Below are 23,156 nucleotides of genomic sequence, written 5' to 3' on the forward strand. Positions count from 1 at the left end.
CCGGGCCGCCCGCTGCCCCCTCCCGGCGTCTCTCCCGTACCGCCGCGCTCACACGCCCCGGCGGACTCACACGCCCCGGTCGGCCGACGGACCGGCGGCGGCGCGTCCGGTGAGCCGCGCCCAGACCTTGCGGACCTGGGGTTCCAGGTCCTCCAGCGGGCCGTCGTTGTCGATGATCAGGTCCGCGACGGCTCGCCGCTCCTCGCGGGTGGCCTGTGCGGCCATCCGCGCGCGGGCCTCGGACTCGGTCATGCCGCGCAGCCGTACGAGCCGGTCCAGTTGCGTCTCGGGGGACGCGTCGACGACCACGACGACGTCGTAGAGCGGCGCCAGGCCGTTCTCCGTGAGCAGCGGTACGTCGTGGACGACCACCGCGTCCGGCCCCGCCGCGGCTTCGAGCTCGGCCGAGCGGGCACCGACGAGCGGGTGGACGATGCCGTTCAGCGTGGCCAGCCGCTCGGCGTCGGAGAAGACGATCGAGCCGAGCCTGGGGCGGTCGAGGGTCCCCTCGGGCGTCAGGATGTCCGGCCCGAACGCCGCCACGATGGCCGCGAGCCCAGGCGTTCCGGGCTCGACGACCTCGCGGGCGATCTTGTCGGCGTCGACGATCACCGCCCCGTACGAGGAGAGCAGCCGCGACACCTCGCTCTTCCCGGCGCCGATTCCGCCGGTCAACCCAACCTTCAGCATGAGCGGAAGCCTAGGCCCTTGCCGAACGGGCCCTACAGGTCGCCCTCCCGCTCGGCGAGGAACCGTTCGAATTCGCGGCCCAGCTCGTCCGCCGAGGGCAGGTCGACCGGTTCGGCGACCAGGCTCCCGCGCGTCTCTGCGCCGGCCATCGCGTCGTACTGGTGCTCAAGCCCCTGGACGAGCGCGATCAGCTCCTCGTCGCCCTCCCCGATCTGGCGCTCGATCTCGGTCTGGGTCCGCTGTGCCTGCGTACGCAGGGAGTGCGCGATTCCGGGCAGGACGAGACCGGTGGCGGCCGTGATGGCCTCCACGGCGGTCAGTGCCGCGTCCGGGTAGGCGGACCGGGCCACATAGTGCGGGACGTGGGCGGCGACACCGAGGACGTCGTGCCCGGCGTCCATCAGCCGGTACTCGATCAGCGCCTCGGCGCTGCCCGGCACCTGCGCCTCGTCGAACGGGCTGCGGTGGCCCGGCATCAGGTCGGTGCGGTTGCCGTGCGGCGTGAGGCCGACGGGGCGGGTGTGGGGCACGCCCATGGGGATGCCGTGGAAGTTGACCGAAAGGCGCACGCCGAGCCGCTCGACGATCTGCCGGACGGCCGCGGCGAACCGCTCCCACTCCACGTCCGGCTCGGGCCCGGACAGCAGCAGGAAGGGCGCGCCGGTGGCGTCCTGGAGGAGGCGGACCTCGATGGCCGGGGTCTCGTACGCGGTCCAGCGGTCGCGCCTGAAGGTCAGCAGCGGGCGGCGTGCCCGGTAGTCCACGAGCCTGTCGTGGTCGAAGCGGGCCACCACCTGGTGGGGCAGCGAGTCCAGCAGGCTGTCGACGATCTGCTCGCCGGTCTCACCCGCGTCGATGTATCCGTCGAAGTGGTAGAGCATGACCAGGCCGGCCGACTCCTGGGCCAGCGCCATGTCGACGACGGCCAGGCCCTTCGGCTCCCATTCGTACAAATCCTGCGGATCAAGCACGATTACCGCTCCTCCTCGTGTTCGTACGGAAGAACGTCACTCGCCGTACAGGCATTCCCCATGGAGGGCCCATATCCGGCCTGCGGTACAGGACGGGCAGTTGCCTGTGGGGTCTTGGTCCAGACCTTGACATGCCCACACCCCATCCCTACCGTCACGGGGCAACGCGCTGGTTCAGAAACCCGCCCGGCGTACATATACGCGAACAGCCCTCGCGCCCCCACGGGAAGGCACCCCCACATGCGCACCCGAACACTGCTCCCCGCCCTGGCGACCACGCTCGCCGTCGCCGCAGGACTCACCGCCCTCGCCCCGACCGCCGGCGGAGCAACGCCCGCCGACGGAGCGCCGTCCACCGGCCGAGCCACGACCGCCGCGGTCATCGACGTCACGACCGCCGCCCAACTGAAGTCCGCCCTGACCTCCGCCCGCCCCGGCGACACGATCCGCCTCGCCGACGGCACGTACACCGGCAACTTCAAGGCCACGACCCCCGCGACCGCCTCCGCCCGCATCACCCTCACCGGCTCCTCGCGGGCCGTACTCACGGCGGGCGGCGGCTATGGCCTGCACCTCAACGGCGCCTCCCACTGGACCGTCAAGGGGATCAGCGTCACCGGCGGCCAGAAGGGCATCATGATCGACACGGCGACCGGGGTCGTCGTCGACTCCGTCACCGTCCACGGCCTCGACATGGAGGGCGTCCACTTCCGCAAGTCCAGCAGCAACGGCGTCATCAAGAACTCCCGCATATACGACACCGGGAACGACGGCCGAGGCATGGGCGAGGGCGTCTACGTGGGCACGGCGAACACCTTGTCGGACCGCAGTGACAACGTACAGATCCTCGGCAACGTCATAGGCCCGGACGTCGGGGGCGAGAGCATCGACATCAAGGAGGGCACCACCGGCGCGAAGATCATCGGCAATACCTTCGACGGCCGCGGCATGACCGGGGTCCACTACGACGACTCGTGGGTCGACGTGAAGGGCAACAACGTCCTCGTCGAGAACAACACGGGCCGCAACACCCTCAACAACGGCTTCGAGGTCCACACCCAGCAGAGCGGCTGGGGCTGCGGCACCGTCTTCCGAGCCAACAAGGCCGACCTGACCGGCGCGACGGGCGCCCACCGGTACGCCATCCACGTCCCGCACTACTCGTCCTCGTGCCGGACGACGGTGTACGCGGACAACACCCGCACCGGCGGCCGGGGCCTGGTCACACCGGGCGTACCCATCGGCTAGCGACCTGCGGCCAGGCACACGACTGAGGCCCGCCCCCTTCCGGGGACGGGCCTCAATGTTCAGCCTCTACCGCTCAGCGGTGAGCCGGAGCCGATGGCTCAGCTCTGGCCGCCGGCCAGCTTCTCGCGGAGCGCGGCCAGGGCCTCGTCCGACGCCAGGGCGCCGGACTGGTCGTCCGACTCCGAGGAGTACGAGCCGCCGGAGGCACCCGCCGGGGCACCGGCCGGAGCGGCGGCGCCACCCTCGGCAGCGGCGGCCTCGTCGGCCTCGCGGGACTTGATGACCTGGGCCTGGTGCTGCTCGAAGCGCTGCTGCGCCTCGGCGTACTGGGTCTCCCACGCCTCGCGCTGGGCCTCGTAGCCCGGCAGCCAGTCGTTGGTCTCCGGGTCGAAGCCCTCGGGGTAGATGTAGTTGCCCTGGTCGTCGTACGACGCGGCCATGCCGTACAGGGTCGGGTCGAACTCGACCGAGGCCGGGTCGGCACCGAAGGACTCGTTGGCCTGCTTCAGCGAGAGGCTGATGCGGCGGCGCTCGAGGTCGATGTCGATGACCTTGACGAAGATCTCGTCGTTGACCTGGACGACCTGCTCCGGGATCTCCACGTGGCGCTCGGCCAGCTCGGAGATGTGGACCAGGCCCTCGATGCCCTCGTCCACGCGGACGAACGCACCGAACGGAACCAGCTTGGTGACCTTACCCGGGACGACCTGACCGATCTGGTGCGTACGGGCGAACTGCTGCCACGGGTCCTCCTGCGTCGCCTTCAGCGACAGGGAGACACGCTCGCGGTCCATGTCGACGTCGAGAACCTCGACGGTGACCTCCTGGCCGACCTCGACAACCTCGGAGGGGTGGTCGATGTGCTTCCAGGACAGCTCGGAAACGTGAACCAGACCGTCGACGCCGCCCAGGTCCACGAACGCACCGAAGTTGACGATCGAGGAGACGACGCCGGAGCGGACCTGACCCTTCTGCAGGGTCGTGAGGAACGTCTGGCGCACCTCGGACTGGGTCTGCTCGAGCCAGGCGCGGCGGGACAGGACCACGTTGTTGCGGTTCTTGTCCAGCTCGATGATCTTCGCCTCGAGCTCCTTGCCCACGTAGGGCTGGAGGTCGCGGACACGGCGCATCTCGACGAGGGAGGCCGGCAGGAAGCCACGGAGGCCGATGTCGAGGATGAGACCACCCTTGACGACCTCGATGACGGTGCCGGTGACGATGCCGTCCTCTTCCTTGATCTTCTCGATGGTGCCCCAGGCACGCTCGTACTGGGCGCGCTTCTTCGAGAGGATCAGGCGGCCTTCCTTGTCCTCCTTCTGGAGAACAAGGGCCTCGATCTCGTCGCCGACCTTGACGACCTCGTTCGGGTCGACGTCGTGCTTGATCGAGAGCTCGCGGCTCGGGATGACACCTTCGGTCTTGTAACCGATGTCGAGCAGGACCTCGTCCCGGTCGACCTTCACGATGACGCCGTCGACGATGTCGCCGTCGTTGAAGTACTTGATCGTCTCGTCGATCGCTGCGAGGAAGGCTTCCTCGTTACCGATGTCGTTGACCGCAACCTGCGGGGTGGTGGCGGTGGTCTCGGTGCTGCTCGTCATGTGGGAAAGGGCTCCGGTACGGACATTGAAGTCGTAGGTACTGCTACGCCGAGAGCCCGTATCGCAGCTGAAGAAGCCGGACAGCCAAGGAAGCGCCCAACCCTGCCAGGGGAGGCGCCTCGACAACCGAGGGGACATACAACAGATGCGAGCGCGACCTGCTCCGTCTGAGGCGCGCAGGCCCGCAGCGCAACCTTTAGCATACGGGGACGGCCGGACACGGTCAATGCGCGAAGGCGCACACCCGGGGCAGAACGCCGCATACCCGGCACATTTAAAGTTTCCCAAGGCCATCGTGGCCGCGGCTGCCGCTTCCGGAGGGCCGTGCGCAACCTACAACGGCGGGCGGGATGATCCAAGAGTACGAGCCTGAAGCCACTCGGCGCCACGCCGGTGACCAGGAGAGCAGCCGGGCGAGCCGTGGCTGGTGGGACCGGAACGCGGACGAGTACCAGAGCGAGCACGGGGCGTTCCTCGGGGACGACCGGTTCGTGTGGGGCCCGGAGGGGCTGGACGAGGCCGAGGCGGGCCTCCTGGGGGACGTCGCGGGGCTCGACGTACTGGAGATCGGCGCGGGCGCCGCCCAGTGCTCGCGGTGGCTGGCCGCCCAGGGTGCCCGTCCCGTCGCGCTGGACCTGTCCCACCGGCAGCTCCAGCACGCCCTCCGTATCGGACAGGACGTGCCCCTGGTGGAGGCCGACGCCACTGCGCTGCCCTTCCGGGACGGCGCTTTCGACCTGGCGTGTTCGGCGTACGGGGCGGTGCCCTTCGTGGCCGATCCGGTGCGGGTCTTCCGGGAGGTGCACAGGGTGCTGCGGCCGGGCGGGCGGTGGGTGTTCTCGGTGACCCATCCGATCCGGTGGGCCTTCCCCGACGAGCCGGGCCCGGAGGGCCTGTCCATTTCGGCCTCCTACTTCGACCGCACCCCTTATGTGGAGCAGGACGAGGAAGGACGGGCCGTGTACGTGGAGCACCACCGGACCATCGGGGACCGGGTGCGGGACGTCGTGGCGGGCGGCTTCCACCTGGTCGACCTCGTCGAGCCGGAGTGGCCTGCCTGGAACACCCAGGAGTGGGGCGGCTGGTCCCCCCTGCGCGGCAACCTGATCCCGGGGACGGCGGTCTTCGTGTGCGAGCGCGCCTGATGCGTGCCGAGGCGCTGGAACTTCCCGTACGCACCGCCCTGCCCGCCCTGGAGCGTGCGCTGGACGGGCACGGGGCGGCGGTCCTGTGCGCGCCGCCGGGGACCGGCAAGACGACGCTGGTGCCGCTGGCGCTCGCCGAGAAGGGCGCCCGGGTGCTGGTCGCCGAACCGCGGCGGATCGCGGCGCGGGCGGCGGCCCGGCGGATGGCCTGGCTGCTCGGCGAGCAGGTGGGCGGCCGGGTGGGCTTCACGGTGCGCGGCGAGCGGGCCGTCTCGCGAGGGACGGTCGTCGAGGTGGTCACGACGGGCGTGCTGCTCCAGCGGCTCCAGCGGGACCAGGAGCTGGCCGGGGTGGACGTGGTGATCCTGGACGAGTGCCATGAGCGGCACCTGGACGCCGACACCGCCGCCGCCTTCCTGCTGGACGTACGGGCCACCCTGCGGCCCGACCTGCGGCTGGTGGCCGCCTCCGCGACGACCGACGCCGAGGGCTGGGCCCGGCTGCTGGGCGGCGCGCCCGTGGTGGAGGCACGGGGCACGGCCCATCCGGTGGAGGTGGTGTGGGCTCCTCCGGCCGGGACGGTGCGGCCGCCGCACGGGATGAGGGTGGACCCGGCGCTGCCGGCGCATGTGGCGGCGGTGGTGCGGCGGGCGCTGGTGGAGCGCTCGGGTGACGTCCTGTGCTTCCTGCCCGGTGTCGGGGAGATCGCGCGCGTGGCGGGCCTGCTGTCCTCCGTGGACGCCGAGGTGCTCCAGGTGCACGGGCGGGCAGCGGCGGCCGTGCAGGACGCGGTGCTGGCCGGTTCCGGCGGTCGGCGGCGGGTGGTGCTCGCGACGTCCGTCGCCGAGTCCTCGCTGACCGTGCCCGGTGTGCGGGTGGTGGTGGACTCGGGCCTGGCCCGTGAGCCGCGCGTGGACCACGCGCGGGGCCTCGGCTCGCTGACGACGGTACGGGCGTCCAGGGCGGCCGCCCGGCAGCGGGCGGGCCGGGCCGGGCGCGAGGCGCCGGGCGTGGTGTACCGGTGCTGGACGGAGGCGGAGGACGGGCGCCTGCCCCGGTACCCGGCGCCCGAGATCCAGGTGGCCGACCTGGCCGCGTTCGCGCTCCAGGCGGCCGCCTGGGGCGACCCGGACGCGGCGGGGCTGGCACTGCTGGACGCGCCGCCGGCGGGCGCGATGGCCGCCGCCCGGTCGGTGCTGGCGGCGATCGGCGCCGTGGACGGGGCGGGCCGGGTGACGGACCGGGGCGCGCGGATGGCCCGGCTGGGCCTGCACCCGCGGCTGGCCCGCGCGCTGCTGGACGGGGCGCCGGTGGTGGGTGCGCGGCGCGCCGCGGAGGTGGTGGCGCTGCTGAGCGAGGAGCCGCCGCGCGAGTACGGCGACGACCTGTCGGCCGCGTGGCGCGCGGCGCGGCGGGGCGGTGACGCGTATGGGGCGCGGTGGCGCCAGGAGGCCCGGCGGCTGGCGGGGCAGTTGGAGGCGACTGGCTCGTCAGACGCCTCCGGGTCATCGTCCGGTGCGTCCGGGTCATCGGCGAGTGCGTCCGGTGCGCCGCATGACGATGCCGTCACCGGGCTCGTCGCCGCGCTGGCCTTTCCCGAGCGGGTGGCACGGGCCAGGGGCGAGGGGGCCTTCCTCATGGCGTCGGGGACCGGCGCGGAGCTCGGGGAGGGGTCCCGGTTGCGGGCGGCTCCCTGGCTGGCCGTCGCGGTCGCGGACCGGCCCTCGCACGCCGTCTCCGCGCGCGTGCGGCTGGCCGCCGTGGTGGATGAGGAGACCGCCCGGGCGGCGGCCCGGCATCTGCTCGTGGCGGGCGAGGAGGTGCGCTGGGAGGACGGCGACGTCGTCGCGCGTTCGGTGGAGCGGCTGGGCGCCGTCGAGACGGCCGTACGGCCACTGAGGGACCCGGAGCCCGCGCTCGTGCGGGAGGCGCTGCTGGAGGGGTTGCGGCGCGACGGACTGGGGCTGCTGCGCTGGTCACAGGGATCGGTCGAGCTGCGGCAGCGGCTGGCGTTCCTGCACCGGGTGCTGGGCACGCCGTGGCCCGACGTGTCGGACGGCGCGCTGCTGGAGCGTGCGGCGGAGTGGCTGGAGCCGGAGCTGTCGCGCGCCCGGCGCCGCGCGGACCTGGGCCGGATCGACGCGGGGCAAGCCCTTCAGCGGCTGCTGCCGTGGTCCACGGGGGACGCGGCCCGCCTGGAGGAGCTGGCGCCGGAGCGGATCGAGGTGCCGAGCGGGTCGCGGATCCGTGTCGAGTACGGCGACGGGCAGCCCGTACTGGCGGTGAAGCTCCAGGAGATGTTCGGCCTGTCGGAAACGCCCTCCATAGCGGGCGTTCCGGTTCTGGTGCACCTGCTGTCCCCGGCCGGGCGCCCTGCCGCCGTCACGGCGGACCTGGCGTCCTTCTGGCGCGACGGGTACCGCTCCGTACGCGCGGAGCTGCGCGGCCGGTACCCGAAGCACCCGTGGCCGGAGGACCCTACGGCGGCGGAGCCGACCCGGCGGACGAACGGGCGCCGCTGACGGCCGGGCGGCGTGGCGGCCCCTCGACGGCACCGCGCCGTGCGCGTGCTTCCAGCCACAGGGACAGCGCCGCCAGTCCCGTACCGAGGGACAGGAAGCCCCAGGGCAGGTACGACGTCATCAGCAGGACCAGGCGGCGCTGGGAGCGCACCAGGTCGACGGTGTGGTCCAGGTAGTCCTCGCGCATCCTGACGTGCCCGGCGAAGGCGGTGACCTTGTCGCGGCCGCCGAGCAGGGTGCCGCCGCGCAGTTCCTCCCGGTGGATCTCCTCGCCGTTGACGGGGGCGCCGGTGACCGGTTCCACCCAGAACATGCGCTTGGTGGTGTACCAGCGGGTGGTGCCGGTCTGCTGCTCCAGTCGCGTCGCGTCGATGCCCGGCAGCGGCATCTTCTTGGGGTACGGCACCTTCGTCCACGGGATGGTCTGCTCGAAGTAGTAGACCTCAAGGCCCCGGAACGTACGGGTGCCCTTGTAGTGGATGGGAGCGGAGGTGCGGGTCTGGGCGTCGAAGTACTCGTAGTCCCGTTTCTCGGTGAGGAAGGGCCACTTGAACTCGATGCCCTCGCGTCGCACGGGGTCGCCGTCGACCGTCTCGCCGGTGGCGTGGACGGGTTGCTGGGTGTGGGCGTCGAAGATGTAGCGCTCGGGGATCTGGGACACCATCGCGCCGTCGGGGCCGACGACGTGGGAGAGGGTGTCCCAGACGACGACGTCGCGGCCGGCGTCGCGTTCGATCCTCCGGGACTCCTCGACGTTGCCCTTGAGGGTCTGGACGATGGTGACCTTGTCGACCTGCTCGGCCTTCATGGTGTCGTACTTCAGGAGGGTCGCGGGCTTCGCCTCCAGCACCATCTCCTGGTACTGGCCGGCCGGGATCTTCGCCAGGCGCGGGAAGGCGTACCAGCGCAGTGTGGGTGCCATGGCGGCGAAGAACACCGCGAAGGAGAGGAGGACGAGCCCGGCTCGGCGGCGCATGGCGGGCGCCCCCTTACTTCTTGGGTCCGGGGACCGTCGTGAGCAGCGGCTCGGGTGAGGTCTCGCCCTCGGGCGCGGGGTTGGTCACGGCCAGAAGCAGGACCAGGAGCAGGACTGGAGCCAGGCCTATGGCGGCGGCTACGAGGGCGCGCATGGGTCGGCCTCCCTGTCTGATGCTCCGTCAGGTGGCAGGCACCGTAGCAATCGCGCCGCGAGATGAGAACACGTAGCACCGCCCCACCGGCGGGTGGGGCGGTGCGTGCGGTGCCAGGGGGCGGTCAGGCGACCTTGAGCTCGATGGTCAGGGTCGCGCCGCCGGTGGTGGTCAGGCGGAGCAGGAACGTGCCGGTCTGGCCGTCCGCGAAGATCTTCGGCAGCGTGAGCATGCCGTTCGCGTCGGTCTTCAGGGTCTCCAGGGTGCGAACCGGGTTCCCTTGCTCGTCCTTGAAGAAGGGTCCCTTGTCGTTGACGGTCGCGTCGTCCGCCGCCTTGATCATGGTGGCGGTCACCGCGACGCCGGAGGCGACGGCGCCCTTGTACGTCGCCTTCACCTGGACCTGGTCGGCGAACTCCGTCTCCGGCTTGGCCGTCAGCTCCTTGTCGTCCGTCCTGGCCAGGACGTCGGCCTGGCGGGCGGTGACGGTCGCGGTGCGCTCGACCGGGGTGACCGTGCGGCCCACGACGGTGGCCCGGACGGTGAACTCGCCGGTCCGCTCGCCCGCCTGGAGCTGGGGCGCGGTGGCGGTGCCGTCGGTGCCCGTGAGGACGGTGACGCTGGTGGCGCCGTCCGGGAAGCGGGAGTCGGTCTCGCCGACGATCGTGAACTTCACGCTGACCCTGGCCACCGGCTTGCCCGCCCCGTTCAGCGCCGTGACGGCGGGGCGCTCCGCGAACCGGGTGCCGGCCGTCGCGGTCAGCGGCCCGGTGCCGGCGTCCTTGAGGCGCGCGACGGTGGCGGAGGGCGGGGTCGGCGTCGGGGTGGGCGGCGTCGGCGTCGGAGTGGGGGTCGAGGGCGGGGTCGGCGTCGGGGACGTCGGCGGCTTGGGCGTCGGCGTGGGGGTGGGCTTCGCGCTCGCCGGCGGCGTGGGGGTGGGCGTGACCGACGGTCCGGGGGTCGGCGTCGGGGTGGTCGTCCCGGTCCGGCCGACGCCGTCGTCGCTGCGGTCCACCGGCAGGACGCCCGTGCCGTCGGGCACCTGGTGGCTGTTGTTCTTGTAGTACTCGAACCAGGACAGGACGGTACGAAGGTACTCCGTCGAGCGGTTGTAGCTGAGGATCGCCTTGTCCAGGTCGGCCTTGACCGCGAGGTCGCGGTTGTTGGCGCACAAATACATGCCGGCCGCCTGCGCGGCGTCGTAGATGTTGTTCGGGTCCTTGCGGCCGTCGCCGTTGGCGTCCTGGCCCCAGCTCGCCCACGTGGAGGGGATGAACTGCATGGGGCCGACGGCGCGGTCGTGGGTCGTGTCCCCGTCGTACGCGCCGTCGTCGGTGTCGGAGATGTTGGCGAAACCGACGCCGTTGAGGACGGGGCCGAGGATCGGCGAGAAGGTGGTGCCGTTGGCGTCCACGCGGCCGCCGCGCGCCTGGCCGGACTCGACCTTGCCGATGCCGGCGAGGAGCTGCCAGGGGAGGTTGCAGCCGGGGTCGTTGGTCTTCAGGTACTGCTCGGCCTGCTTGTAGGCGGCGAGTACGGTCGCCGGTATGCCCGCCTCGGCGGGGCCCGTGGCGGCGGGCGCATCCGGGGAACCGCCGGGCTTGGCGGGGGTGTTGAGCGGCGGCAGATCGGTGTAGTACGGGGAGTTGCCGGTGGCCGAGCCGTCGGCCGAGGGGGGCGGTGTCGCGTCGGACAACTGCTGGTCGGCGCCGCCGCCCGAGGGCGTCACACCGGGGGCCTGCGAGGCGGAGAGCGCCGCCACCGCCGCCGCTGCCACCGCTGTGCTGGTGGCTCCCTTGCGCAGCCGACGGCCGATGTGCGCTGCCATACGTCCGGTCCCTCCCCGATGACGGCCCTGTCGCGCTCCCCAGCGCGGTCACTCAGGCGACCCTACGTCAACTCGGCGGCCCGGCACACCGCCACCTGACCGTTTTTCACGCTTTCGTCACCTCTGGGTTGCCCGGAATCCGCTGTGCGAACGTCACGCATACTGAGCGCCATTGACCTGAGGTTCGCAATTCGGGGGGCACGACAGCCATGCCATTCACGCTCAGCCACGCCGCGGCGGTCCTGCCGGGGATACGGAGGTCCGGCACCGGGCGGGGGCCGTTGGCCGCCTCGGCGCTCGTCATGGGGTCGTTCTCGCCCGATATGACGTACTTCGCGGACACCGCGATCCCGGGGGCCATGCTCTTCGGGGACGTCACACACAGCCTGTTGGGCGTCCTGACCGTCGACGTCCTCATCGCCGCCGCGCTGGTGGCGGTCTGGCTGATGGTGCGTGAGCCGCTCCTGGCGCTGGTGCCGGCCCGGTGGCAGGGGCGGGTGCACGCGCTGGTACGGGGTGAGTCCTGGCGTGAGCGGCAACCGGCGGGGCTGGCGGTCCGGTTCTACGTCTCGGCCGTCATCGGGGCGGCGACGCATGTGGTGTGGGACCTGTTCACGCACGCGGACCGGTGGGGCATGAAGGTGTTGCCGGTGCTCGGCGAGGTGGTGGCGGGCTTCCCGATGTACCTGTACGCGCAGTACGGCGGCTCCGCCGTCGCGCTGGTGGTGCTGGTGTGGTTCGTGGGCGGCGCGCTGCGGCGGATACCGCCGGAGACGGCGGTGCGGGCTCCGGCGTCGGTGCCGGTGCTGGACCGGCGGGGCCGGTGGCTGGCGGCGGGCCTGCTCGGGGCGTGCGTGGCGGTGGGGATCGTGCACCGGTGCGTGCGGTGGTACGCGTACTGGGGCCGGATCGACACGCCCCTGGACATCATCCCCACGGCCTGCTTCGGCGCGGGCGCGGGACTGGCGGCGGGGCTGCTGCTGTACGGCGCGGGGATGCGCCTCCGCGCGGCGGGCGCCCGCGGGGCGGCGGGGTAGGCGGCGTGGTTCGGGGCGCGGCCCCCCGACAAAGGCGTCGAGGGGCCGGCCAACCGGCCCGTCAGTGGGCCGCCGAGTCCCAGTCCGGGCCCACGCCCACCGAGACGTCCAGGGGGGCACGGAGTTCGACCGCCGTGGACATTTCGCGGCGGACGAGGTCCTCGACCCGGTCGCGCTCGCCCGGGGCGACCTCCAGGACGATTTCGTCGTGGACCTGGAGCAGGATGCGGGTGTGCAGGCCCGCCTCCCGCAGCGCCCGGTCGACGTTGAGCATCGCGACCTTCACGATGTCGGCGGCCGTGCCCTGGATCGGGGCGTTCAGCGCCATCCGCTCGGCCGCCTCGCGGCGCTGGCGGTTGTCGCTGTTCAGGTCCGGCAGGTACCGGCGGCGGCCGAGCATCGTCTCCGTGTACCCGGTCGCGCGGGCCTCGTCGACGACCCGGCGCAGATAGTCGCGCACGCCGCCGAACCGCTCGAAGTACGTGTCCATCAGGGCACGCGCCTCGCCCGCCTCGATGTTGAGCTGCTGGGACAGGCCGAAGGCGGACAGCCCGTACGCCAGGCCGTACGACATGGCCTTGATCTTGCGGCGCATCTCCGCGTCGACGGCGGACCGCTCCACCGAGAACACCTGGGAGGCGACCGTGGTGTGCAGGTCCTCGCCCGACGTGAACGCCTCGATGAGACCCTCGTCCTCCGAGAGGTGGGCCATGACCCGCAGCTCGATCTGGCTGTAGTCGGCCGTCATCAGGGACTCGAAGCCCTCGCCGACGACGAAGCCGTGCCGGATGGCGCGGCCCTCGTCGGTGCGCACCGGGACGTTCTGGAGGTTCGGATCGGTGGACGACAGACGGCCCGTGGCCGCGACGGTCTGGCTGAAGGTGGTGTGGATACGGCCGTCCGCCGCGATCGTCTTGATCAGGCCCTCGACCGTGGAGCGCAGCCGGGCCTGCTCGCGGTGGCGGAGCATGATGACCGGCAGCTCGTGCTCGGTCTGGCCCGCCAGCCACGCCAGCGCGTCCGCGTCCGTGGTGTAACCGGTCTTGGTCTTCTTCGTCTTGGGCAGGTTCAGCTCGCCGAAGAGGACCTCCTGGAGCTGCTTGGGCGAGCCGAGGTTGAACTCGTGCCCGACCGAGGCGTGCGCCTCCTTCACGGCCTGCTGCACGGCGCCCGCGAACTGCTGCTCCATCGCCTCCAGATGGGCGCGGTCGGCGGAGATGCCGTGCCGCTCCATGCGGGCGAGCAGCAGGGAGGTGGGCAGTTCGACCTCGTGCAGCAGCTCGGTGGCTCCCACTTCCTTGAGCTTCTCGCCGAACGCGTCGCCCAGGTCGAGGACCGCGCGGGCCTGCGCCATCAGGGCGTCGGCCTCGGCCTGCTCGTCGGTGCCGAAGGCGAGCTGCCCGTCGGCCGCCGCCGGGGCCAGCTCGCGGTGCAGGTACTCGACGGACAGGGCGTCCAGCGCGAAGGACCGGCGGCCCGGCTTGACCAGGTACGCGGCGAGGGCGGTGTCCATGGTGATGCCCTCGATGTGCCAGCCGTGCTCGGGGAAGACCCGCAGCGCCTCCTTGGCGCTGTGCATGATCTTCGGGCGGTCGGGGTCGGCGAGCCAGGCGGCGAACGCCTTCTCGTCGGCCTCGTCGAGCTGGGTCGTGTCGAACCAGGCCGCCTTGCCGTCGGCGGCCGCCAGCGCGACCTCGCTGACATTGCCCACGCCGAGCGCCCAGGTCGCGACGGTCGCCACGCCCAGCGGCTGGCGGCCGTGCTGCTCCAGCCAGAACGCCAGCTCGCCGGCGCCCAGGACGGTGCCGTCCAGCTCGACACCGGCGGCCGTGGCCGGGGCCTCTTCCTCCTCCGCGCCCGGGTCGACGGCGAGGAGCCGGTCCCGCAGGCTCGGGTTGCGGATCTCCAGGACCTCCAGGAAACCCTTCAGCGCGGTCCTGTCGTAGGGCCGGCGCTCCAGGTCCGCGACGGACTTGGGCAGCTCCACGTCCCGGACCAGCTCGGTCAGGTGGCGGTTGAGCTTGACGGACTCCAGGTGGTCGCGGAGCGCCTGGCCGACCTTGCCCTTGACCTCGTCGGCGCGCTCGACCAGCTCCGCGAAGGAACCGAACTGGGTGATCCACTTCGTGGCCGTCTTCTCACCGACACCGGGGATGCCCGGCAGGTTGTCGGACGGGTCGCCCCGCAGGGCGGCGAAGTCGGGGTACTGCGCGGGGGTCAGTCCGTACTTCTCCTGGACCTTCTCCGGGGTGAACCGGGTCAGCTCGGAGACGCCCTTGGTGGGGTACAGCACGGTGATGTGGTCGGAGACCAACTGGAAGGAGTCGCGGTCGCCGGTGACGATCAGCACCTCGAAGCCCGCCGCCTCGGCCTGGGTGGCCAGCGTGGCGATGATGTCGTCGGCCTCGAAGCCCTCGACCGCGAACCGCTCCGCGTTCATGGTGTCCAGCAGCTCGCCGATCAGCTCCACCTGCCCCTTGAACTCGTCGGGGGCCTTGGAGCGGTTCGCCTTGTACTCGGGGAAGTCCTCGGAGCGCCAGGTCTTGCGTGAGACGTCGAACGCCACGGCGAAATGCGTGGGCGACTCGTCACGCAACGTGTTCGCCAGCATCGACGCGAAGCCGTAGATGGCGTTGGTCGTCTGGCCGCTCGCGGTCGTGAAGTTCTCCGCGGGCAGCGCGAAGAACGCCCGGTACGCCAGGGAGTGCCCGTCCATGAGGAGCAGGCGCGGACGGTTGTCGTCGGTCTTCTTCGATGCTGTCTCTACCACGGGGACGATCCTGCCACGGACCACTGACAATCCCGACCGGGCTGCGTGGGTCGGCCGCTGTCGGTGCCACGTGACAGGATCGGAGACGTACAGCGAAGACGTCCGTCGGACACGACCGCTCAAGGGAGAGCGCGATGGCCAGCAAGCCGCCCGCAGGTGACCCGGTCCAGGACGCGCCGCAGGTCGCGCCGCCGCAGCACGCCGCCGCGGGCCTCCCCGCGATCGGGCACACGCTCAAGATCTCGCAGCAGCAGATGGGACTGCGCCGCACCGCGCGCACGCTGCTCAAGGTCAACCAGAAGGACGGCTTCGACTGCCCCGGCTGCGCCTGGCCGGAGGGCGAGAAGCGGCACATCGCGGAGTTCTGCGAGAACGGGGCGAAGGCCGTCGCCGAGGAGGCGACGCTGCGCCGCGTCACCCCGGACTTCTTCGCCGCCCACCCGATCGCGGACCTGGCCACCCGCAGCGGGTACTGGCTGGGCCAGCAGGGCCGCATCACCCACCCCATGTACGCGGCCGAGGGCGCCGACCGGTACGAGCCGGTGAGCTGGGAGCGGGCCTTCGGGATCATCGCGGAGGAGCTGACGGCGCTCGGCTCCCCCGACGAGGCCGTCTTCTACACCTCCGGCCGCACCAGCAACGAGGCCGCGTTCCTGCTCCAGCTCTTCGCCCGCGAGTTCGGCACGAACAATCTGCCGGACTGCTCCAACATGTGCCACGAGTCGTCCGGCTCGGCGCTGAACGAGACGATCGGCATCGGCAAGGGCAGCGTCTCGCTGGAGGACATGCACCGCGCCGACCTGATCATCGTGGCCGGGCAGAACCCGGGCACGAACCACCCCCGGATGCTGTCCGCCCTGGAGAAGGCCAAGGCCTCCGGCGCGCGGATCATCTCGGTCAACCCGCTGCCCGAGGCCGGCCTGGAGCGGTTCAAGAACCCGCAGACCCCCCAGGGCATGATCAAGGGCGCCGCCCTCACCGATCTGTTCCTCCAGATCCGCATCGGCGGCGACCAGGCCCTCTTCCGCCTCCTCAACAAGCTGATCCTCGAGACCGACGGCGCGGTCGACCAGGACTTCGTACGGGAGCACACCCACGGCTACGAGGAGTTCGCGGCCGCCGCCAAGGCCGCCGACTGGGACGAGACCCTCGCCGCCACCGGCCTGGAGCGCGGCGAGATCGAGCGGGCACTGCGCATGGTGCTCGCCTCCGAGCGCACCATCGTCTGCTGGGCCATGGGCCTCACCCAGCACAAGCACTCCGTGCCGACCATCCGCGAGGTGGTCAACTTCCTGCTGCTGCGCGGAAACATCGGCCGCCCCGGGGCCGGCGTGTGCCCGGTCCGCGGCCACTCCAACGTGCAGGGCGACCGCACCATGGGCATCTTCGAGCGCCCGGCGCCCGCCTTCCTGGACGCGCTCGACAAGGAGTTCGGGATCACCTCCCCCCGGCACCACGGCTTCGACGTCGTCCGCGCCATCGAGGCGCTACGGGACGGCAAGGCCAAGGTGTTCTTCGCCATGGGCGGCAATTTCGTCGGCGCGACGCCCGACACCGAGGTCACCGAGGCGGCCATGCGGCGGGCCCGGCTCACCGTGCACGTGTCGACCAAGCTGAACCGCTCCCACGCGGTCACCGGCACGCGCGCGTTGATCCTGCCCACGCTGGGCCGCACCGACAAGGACGTACAAGCGAGCGGCAAGCAGTTCGTGACCGTCGAGGACTCGATGGGCCTGGTCCACGCCTCGCGCGGGAACCTGCCGCCGGCGAGCCCGCACCTGCTGTCCGAGCCGGCGATCGTGGCGCGCATGGCGCGGGCGGTGCTGGGCGAGGCGTCGGCCACGCCGTGGGAGGAGTTCGAGAAGGACTACGCCACGATCCGCGACCGCATCGCGCGCGTGGTGCCCGGCTTCGAGGACTTCAACGCCAGGCTGGCGGGGAACCCCGGCGGGTTCACCCTCCCGCACGCCCCGCGCGACGAGCGCCGCTTCCCGACGAAGACCGGCAAGGCGAACTTCACGGCCGCGCCCGTCGAGTACCCCAAGGTCCCCGAGGGCCGGCTGCTGCTCCAGACGCTGCGCTCGCACGACCAGTACAACACCACGATCTACGGTCTGGACGACCGCTACCGGGGCATCAAGGGCGGGCGCCGTGTCGTCCTGGTCCACCCCGAGGACGCCCGTGAGCGGGGACTGACCGACGGGGCGTACACCGATCTGGTCAGCGAGTGGACGGACGGCACCGAGCGCCGTGCCACCGGCTTCCGTGTCGTCCACTACCCCACCGCCCGTGGCTGCGCGGCGGCGTACTACCCGGAGACCAACGTCCTGGTGCCGCTGGAGGCGACCGCCGACGTCAGCAACACCCCCGCCAGCAAGTCCGTCATCGTGCGTCTGGAACAATCACCCTCCGCCTGAGCGTTCGCTTAGGCAGCACGGCAGACCAGGGACATGACCGCACGACGATCGGAGCCGGGCCCCATGGGCGAGCAGACACAGGTGAAGTTCCCTCAAGAGGTCATCGACGAGTACGCCTCGCTCGGCGTGGACCTGCCCGCCCTCTTCTCCGCCGGGCACCTCGGCAACCGCATGGGCGTGCAGATCGTCGAGGCGTCCGCGGACCGCGTCGTCGGCACCATGCCGGTCGAGGGCAACACCCAGCCCTACGGGCTGCTGCACGGCGGCGCCTCCGCCGTTCTGGCCGAGACGCTCGGCTCGGTCGGCTCCATGCTCCACGGCGGCGTCTCCAAGATCGCCGTCGGCGTGGACCTGAACTGCACGCACCACCGGGGCGTGCGCAGCGGGCTGGTCACCGGCGTGGCCACCCCCGTCCACCGGGGCCGCTCCACCGCGACGTACGAGATCGTCATCACCGACGAGCAGGACAAGCGGGTCTGCACGGCCCGCCTGACCTGCCTGCTGCGCGACGTCTCCCCCAAGGACGCGGACAACATCCCCGGGGCGGTCGCCACCGGGGCCACCGCCGAGGCCGCCACCGGGACCACCGCCGTGGCTACGGACTGACCGGCAGGGTGATGCCGCTGAGCCCGGCCCGGACCGTCATCCGCGTCCCGGCCGGGTGGCGCAGCGTGTAGTCGTGGTCCGTGGAGATCAGCACCACGCCCAGCCGGTGCCCCTTCTTGAAGACGTAGTCCTGGGGCTGCATCTCCCACTCCAGCCGGTACTCCCGCCCCTCCACCACCGGGCTCTGCCGCTCGACCGAGTCGCGGTTGCGGGCGTCGAGCCACCCGCGCGAGACGATCCTGAAGTCGGCGGTCTCGGTCCGGTGCCGGGTCCGGTAGGCGCAGCCGGTGTCGCCGGGGACCCCCTCTCCGTAACAGACGAGCTGCGAGGTGTCCGCCACCGTGCCGGCCGTCGCCCGGGTGTCCGTGCCGTAGTCGACGAGCAGTGCCGTCACATACGGGGACGTCCCGTCCAGGGACGCCCGCACCGACATCGTGGGCGTCCCGCTGACCCTCAGGTCGGCGGCGAGCGGACCGGTGGTGTACGCGAGCCGGTTCGGATTCGCCGCCTCCGGAAAGGCCACGAGCTGCTCGGCCCGCAGGGTGCGGCCCGCGTCGTGAAGGGTCTGCCGCACCGGCCGGCCGGGCACCGGCGACAGGCCGCCGTCGGCGGTCAGCCGCAAAGTGACGTCCCGCGTGCCGGGCGCCGGCCACTCCCGCTGCTGCCGCCAGGAGAAGTCGGCCTGCTCCACGTCGACCTTCGGCCCGTCGAGGGCGCCGTTGTCCACGTCGTACAGCCAGAAGTCGAACCACTGGTGGAGCCGGTCCAGCCACGCCTCCATGCGCAACGGCATCGGGTTGCTGTGCCCGGCCCGGTGCAGCCACAGCGTGCGCGGCACGCCGTGCTTCTCCAGCGCCTCCCACAGCAGGCCGGCGTGCCGGGTCTTCACGTTCCAGTCGTTGAGGCCCTGCACCAGGAAGACCCCGGCCTTGATCCTCCCGACGTCCTTCAGATAGTCCCGCTCCCGCCAGAACCCGGTGTAGTCGCCGCTCTCCCGGCCCTGCGCGGCGGTGAGCCCGTCCAGTACGGGCACGCAGATCTCCCGGTCGGCCCGGCTGTAGACGGCCCTGGCCAGGATGTCGGCGTCCTCGCCCTGGTAGCCGCCGGGCGCCACGACCCCGCCACCCGCCCGGTAGTAGTCGTACCAGGAGCTGATCCCCGAGATCGGCACGATGGCCTTGAGCCCGGCCACGCCCGTGGTGGCGACGGCGGTCGGCAGGGTGCCGTTGTAGGAGATGCCCATCAGCGCCGCGTTGCCGGTGGACCACGCCGCTCCGACCGGCCGGCCCTGGAGGTCCCAGCCCCGGGCCCGGCCGTTCAGCCAGTCGACGGCCGCCTTCGCGCCGAGCGTCTCCGCGCGGCCGCCGGACACCGGGCACCCCGTCGAGCCGCCCGTACCGACGCTGTCGAGCTGGGCCACGGCGTAGCCACGGGGCAGGAAGTAGTTGTCGGTGTAGCCGGGGAACACCACGGAAGGGGTGTCAAGCAGGGGCGAAGCCGGCCCGGTGGACGTCTCGAAAAGGCCCGGAAGCCCCTCTCGCCCCTTACTTGCGGGCAGTCCGTCCTCCTCCACGTCGACGTTGTGGAAGGGGACGTCGTTGCCGCCGCCCCAGTACGGACTCGCCTCGATGATGGTCGCGACCTTCAGCCCGGCGTCGGTCGCCCGGGGCCGCAGGATCCGCATCCGTACGGTGTCACGCCTGCCGTCTTTGTCGCTGTCCGTCGCCGTTTCGATGTCCACCTGCTGGTGGACGGCGTCCGCGCGGGAGAAGACGGGCTGGGTCGCCCGCCCCTCGATCCGCAGCGCTGGACGCTCGCCGGCGGCGCGCGCGGCGGGCGAGGGAAGCGCCGCCAGAAACGCGGCGGCGGCCACGCCCAGGGCGAGCGCGTGGGTCGAACGCGTGGTGCGTAATCCGGTCATTCTCCGCATCGTGCCAGCCTCCGGGGCCTGGGGGGTGTGACGAGCACGCGAGAAGCGCCCACATATTCCACCGTCTGCACACCGGCCACACCAGACCGCCCAACTTCTCGCCGCTCACGCACAGTTGAGACTTCCGGTCTCTGGCCGGGGAGCCGAGGCGCGCGTAACGTCTGGCGCATGACGCCCGGTGTACCGCACCGCGGACGACGACGTGCGCGGCCGCTCGCCCCACTCGTCGCCGCCGTCCTGCTCGTCGGCTGCGCCTCCGGGCAGCACACCGACGACGAAGCCAACTCGCCGTCCGCGCAAGCGACTTCACCTATCGAACTCTGCGTCGCGCTGATCGGACACTGGGCGCGCGAAGAGGTCGCGGGGCGGGCCAAAGGGGACTTCATGCAGAAGGGTCTGTCCGGAGGCCAGAACGAGATCCTCCTGGCGGTCGTCGCCGCGGCCCGTGAGGAGCTCCGGCGCGCCGGCGCGGAGGCGGCCGAGAGCATGATCGAGAAGGAGACGAACCGGCGCTGCGCCGAGCGCCACGGAAGCGGCGGACCCACCGGCCACCCCTGGCAGTGACCCGCGCGACCACCCGCCAAATGTCACGCTGCGTAATCGTCGAGCGGAACGGCGGCCGCGCCGCCGGACGGCTCCGGGCGTCGCGAAACAGCCCGCGACGCGGCGCTCCGGAGCACCGGCGGGCGAGCCGCCGGTAAGTACCAAGATCTGCCCAAGCCCCTTAGCGGAACTGGGCGTTCTCGGCATGTGAGAAGAACGCGGGATCACCGGTGAAGGGTGTAGGCGCCACGCATTGGAAACGTTTGGCCACGGCATAACAAGAGAGTCACATCCTGCCGATGGCGCTCCCCGAGCCGCCCCGGCTGCGCTTAGAGTCACGGCCAGTCACCGCGCCGCCGGGCGCGTCAACTGCACGGCTGTACCACTCCATGTACGGCCCGGCGCTCGACACGGCTCCTCGACCCGAGGAGACCGCGCCAGGGAAAGGACCCCTTCGTGCGACAGCGTTCGTTGCTCATACTCACCGCAGTGCTCACGACCGGAGCACTGTCCCTCACCGCCTGTGGCTCGCGCGACGACAAGGGTGGGGACTCCGCCGGAGGTGGCGGCACCACCGTCGTCATCGGTGTCGACGCACCGCTGACCGGCGACCTCTCCGCCCTGGGCCTCGGTATCAAGAACTCGGTGGACCTCGCCGCCAAGCAGGCCAACGAGAAGAAGTACGTCGACGGCGTCACCTTCAAGATCGAGGCGCTCGACGACCAGGCACAGCCCTCCTCGGGCCAGCAGAACGCCACCAAACTGGTCGCCGACAAGAACGTCCTCGGCGTGGTCGGCCCGCTGAACTCCTCCGTGGCCGAGTCCATGCAGAAGGTGTTCGACGACGCCAAGCTCGTCCAGGTCTCCCCCGCCAACACCAACCCGGCCCTCACCCAGGGCCAGGACTGGAACGGCGGCACCAAGAAGCGGCCCTACGCCTCCTACTTCCGCACCGCGACCACGGACGCCATCCAGGGCCCCTTCGCGGCGCAGTACCTCTTCAACGACGCCAAGAAGAAGAAGGTCTTCGTCGTCGACGACAAGAAGACCTACGGCGCCGGACTCGCCGCCACCTTCAAGGCCGAGTTCACCAAGCTGGGCGGCAAGGTCGCCGGCGAGGACCACGTCAACCCCGACACCAAGGACTTCTCCGCGGTCGTCACCAAGATCAAGAACTCGGGCGCCGACGTCGTCTACTACGGCGGCGAGTACCCCGCCGCCGGCCCGCTGAGCAAGCAGATCAAGGCCTCCGGCGCCAAGATCCCGCTCATCGGCGGCGACGGCATCTACAGCGCCGAGTTCATCAAGCTCGCCGGCAAGGAGGGCGTGGGCGACCTCGCCACCTCCGTCGGCGCCCCGGTCGAGACGCTCCCCTCGGCCAAGGAGTTCGTCGAGAACTACAAGAAGGCCAAGTACAAGGAGGCCTTCGAGGCCTACGGCGGCTACTCCTACGACTCCGCCTGGGCCATCATCGAGGCCGTCAAGAAGGTCGTCGACGACAACGGCGGCAAACTGCCCTCCGACGCCCGCGCCAAGGTCCTCGACGCCATGAAAGGCGTCTCCTTCGACGGCGTCACCGGCAAGGTGTCCTTCGACGAGTTCGGCGACGCGACGAACAAGCAGCTCACCGTCTACCGGTACGAAGGCGGCGCCTGGAAGCCCGTGAAGTCCGGCACCTACACCGGCTGATCACGACTCCGCATCACATCCCTGGCCGCGCGGGACGCTGCACCAAGCGCCCCGCGCGGTGTCACATCCGGCGAAAGACTTCGGAGGACCTGCGGTGAACGAACTGCCGCAACAGCTGGTCAACGGCCTGCTACTCGGATCGATGTACGGGCTGGTCGCCATTGGCTACACGATGGTCTACGGCATCGTCCAGCTCATCAACTTCGCCCACGGCGAGATCTTCATGACCGGCGGCTTCGGCGCGCTCACGGTCTGGCTGATACTCCCCGGCGGCACCACCATGTGGCTCGCCCTGCCACTCATGATCATCGGCGCGATCATCGTCGCCGTCACCATCGCGGTCGGAACCGAACGATTCGCCTACCGCCCTCTGCGCGGAGGGCCACGCCTCGCACCACTCATCACCGCCATCGGCATCTCGCTCGCACTCCAGCAGGCCGTCTGGGCCTGGTACCCGGGAGCAACCTCCTCCCTCACCTTCCCCGAGATCCCCGGCGGCCCCTTCCACTTCGGCAGCGTCACCATCCAGACCGGTGACGTCTTCCTCCTGACCGCCGCGCCCATATCCATGGCGGTCCTCGGCTACTTCGTGATGAAGACCCGGACCGGACGCGGCATGCAGGCCACCGCGCAGGACCCGGACACCGCAAAGCTCATGGGCATCAACACCGACCGCATCATCGTGGTCGCCTTCGCCCTCGGAGCCGCCTTCGCCGCCGTCGGAGCCGTCGCCTACGGCCTCAAGTACGGCGAGGTCAACTTCCGCATGGGCTTCATCCTCGGCCTCAAGGCGTTCACCGCGGCCGTCCTCGGCGGTATCGGCAACATCTACGGCGCCATGATCGGCGGCCTCGCCCTCGGCCTCGCCGAGACCCTCGCCACCGCCTTCATCGCCGACATCCCCGGCATGCAGCAGCTCGGCGGCCAGTCCTGGGCCGACGTCTGGGCGTTCGTACTCCTCATCCTCGTGCTCCTCTTCCGGCCCCAGGGCCTCCTGGGCGAGCGCGTCGCGGACAGGGCGTGACACCA

The 23,156-nt window shown here is 71.3% G+C and carries 17 protein-coding genes; 9 read left to right on the forward strand and 8 right to left on the reverse strand.

All coding sequences use genetic code 11. From position 1 onward, the window contains the following. Positions 1–66: 66 nt before the first annotated feature. Together coaE and AB0J57_RS22850 are read right to left on the reverse strand one after the other, a co-directional pair. Positions 67–690 carry a dephospho-CoA kinase gene (gene coaE, locus AB0J57_RS22845; protein WP_366130121.1) on the reverse strand — a complete coding sequence of 208 codons (624 nt, stop codon included), beginning with the start codon at positions 688–690 and terminating at the stop codon, positions 67–69. A 32-nt stretch (positions 691–722) separates the two neighbouring features. Further along, positions 723–1,661 (reverse strand): PAC2 family protein, encoded by a 939-nt coding sequence (locus AB0J57_RS22850; protein ID WP_366130122.1) that lies wholly within the window; start codon positions 1,659–1,661, stop codon positions 723–725. Positions 1,662–1,901: 240 nt separating this feature from the next. Here AB0J57_RS22850 and AB0J57_RS22855 point away from each other — a divergent pair, with 240 nt between their 5' ends. Then, on the forward strand, positions 1,902–2,909 hold the full coding sequence (locus tag AB0J57_RS22855; protein WP_366130123.1) for a right-handed parallel beta-helix repeat-containing protein: 1,008 nt from the start codon (positions 1,902–1,904) through the stop codon (positions 2,907–2,909). A gap of 98 nt (positions 2,910–3,007) precedes the next feature. Here the strand turns inward: AB0J57_RS22855 and rpsA are convergent, their stop codons facing one another. Beyond that, positions 3,008–4,510 carry a 30S ribosomal protein S1 gene (gene rpsA / locus AB0J57_RS22860; RefSeq protein WP_366130124.1) on the reverse strand — a complete coding sequence of 501 codons (1,503 nt, stop codon included), beginning with the start codon at positions 4,508–4,510 and terminating at the stop codon, positions 3,008–3,010. Between the two features lie 350 nt (positions 4,511–4,860). Between rpsA and AB0J57_RS22865 the strand changes: the two genes are divergently transcribed. Continuing rightward, positions 4,861–5,655, forward strand: coding sequence for a class I SAM-dependent methyltransferase (locus AB0J57_RS22865; protein ID WP_366130125.1), 795 nt, complete (start codon positions 4,861–4,863; stop codon positions 5,653–5,655). Beyond that, complete coding sequence (gene hrpB / locus AB0J57_RS22870; protein WP_366130262.1) at positions 5,652–8,177, forward strand: ATP-dependent helicase HrpB; 2,526 nt, start codon at positions 5,652–5,654, stop codon at positions 8,175–8,177. The genes AB0J57_RS22865 and hrpB overlap by 4 nt, the downstream gene beginning before the upstream one ends. Here the strand turns inward: hrpB and AB0J57_RS22875 are convergent. From AB0J57_RS22875 to AB0J57_RS22885, 3 genes are all read right to left on the reverse strand, one after another. After that, positions 8,134–9,153 carry a DUF3068 domain-containing protein gene (locus AB0J57_RS22875; protein ID WP_366130126.1) on the reverse strand — a complete coding sequence of 340 codons (1,020 nt, stop codon included), beginning with the start codon at positions 9,151–9,153 and terminating at the stop codon, positions 8,134–8,136. The two genes, hrpB and AB0J57_RS22875, sit on opposite strands and share 44 nt — an antisense overlap. Before the next feature lie 13 nt (positions 9,154–9,166). Continuing rightward, complete coding sequence (locus AB0J57_RS22880; RefSeq protein WP_366130127.1) at positions 9,167–9,307, reverse strand: SPW_0924 family protein; 141 nt, start codon at positions 9,305–9,307, stop codon at positions 9,167–9,169. 124 nt (positions 9,308–9,431) lie between these two features. Beyond that, on the reverse strand, positions 9,432–11,135 hold the full coding sequence (locus AB0J57_RS22885; protein WP_366130128.1) for a lytic transglycosylase domain-containing protein: 1,704 nt from the start codon (positions 11,133–11,135) through the stop codon (positions 9,432–9,434). Between the two features lie 209 nt (positions 11,136–11,344). Here AB0J57_RS22885 and AB0J57_RS22890 point away from each other — a divergent pair, with 209 nt between their 5' ends. Beyond that, positions 11,345–12,172, forward strand: coding sequence for a DUF4184 family protein (locus AB0J57_RS22890; RefSeq protein WP_366130129.1), 828 nt, complete (start codon positions 11,345–11,347; stop codon positions 12,170–12,172). Positions 12,173–12,233: 61 nt separating this feature from the next. Here AB0J57_RS22890 and polA read toward each other — a convergent pair whose 3' ends face one another. Then, the gene (gene polA / locus AB0J57_RS22895; RefSeq protein WP_366130263.1) at positions 12,234–14,888 is read right to left on the reverse strand and encodes a DNA polymerase I; all 2,655 of its coding nucleotides are present in this window, start codon (positions 14,886–14,888) and stop codon (positions 12,234–12,236) included. A gap of 188 nt (positions 14,889–15,076) precedes the next feature. Between polA and AB0J57_RS22900 the strand changes: the two genes are divergently transcribed. Then, a complete protein-coding gene (locus AB0J57_RS22900; protein WP_366130130.1) occupies positions 15,077–17,359 on the forward strand; it encodes an FdhF/YdeP family oxidoreductase in 2,283 nt (760 codons plus the stop codon). A 63-nt stretch (positions 17,360–17,422) separates the two neighbouring features. Then, positions 17,423–17,965, forward strand: coding sequence for a hotdog fold thioesterase (locus tag AB0J57_RS22905; protein WP_366130264.1), 543 nt, complete (start codon positions 17,423–17,425; stop codon positions 17,963–17,965). Here AB0J57_RS22905 and AB0J57_RS22910 read toward each other — a convergent pair. Then, entirely contained in the window at positions 17,955–19,886 is a 1,932-nt protein-coding gene (locus AB0J57_RS22910) for a Xaa-Pro dipeptidyl-peptidase (RefSeq protein WP_366130131.1), read from the reverse strand. The two genes, AB0J57_RS22905 and AB0J57_RS22910, sit on opposite strands and share 11 nt — an antisense overlap. A gap of 177 nt (positions 19,887–20,063) precedes the next feature. Here AB0J57_RS22910 and AB0J57_RS22915 point away from each other — a divergent pair, with 177 nt between their 5' ends. The 3 genes from AB0J57_RS22915 to AB0J57_RS22925 all read left to right on the forward strand — a co-directional run bounded on the left by AB0J57_RS22915 (position 20,064) and on the right by AB0J57_RS22925 (position 23,151). Further along, positions 20,064–20,459 (forward strand): hypothetical protein, encoded by a 396-nt coding sequence (locus AB0J57_RS22915; RefSeq protein ID WP_366130132.1) that lies wholly within the window; start codon positions 20,064–20,066, stop codon positions 20,457–20,459. A 435-nt stretch (positions 20,460–20,894) separates the two neighbouring features. Then, entirely contained in the window at positions 20,895–22,127 is a 1,233-nt protein-coding gene (locus tag AB0J57_RS22920; protein ID WP_366130133.1) for a branched-chain amino acid ABC transporter substrate-binding protein, read from the forward strand. A 94-nt stretch (positions 22,128–22,221) separates the two neighbouring features. Further along, positions 22,222–23,151 (forward strand): branched-chain amino acid ABC transporter permease, encoded by a 930-nt coding sequence (locus AB0J57_RS22925; RefSeq protein WP_366130134.1) that lies wholly within the window; start codon positions 22,222–22,224, stop codon positions 23,149–23,151. Positions 23,152–23,156: the final 5 nt, after the last annotated feature.

The organism is Streptomyces sp. NPDC049837 (genome assembly GCF_040674455.1).
GTDB lineage: Bacteria > Actinomycetota > Actinomycetes > Streptomycetales > Streptomycetaceae > Streptomyces.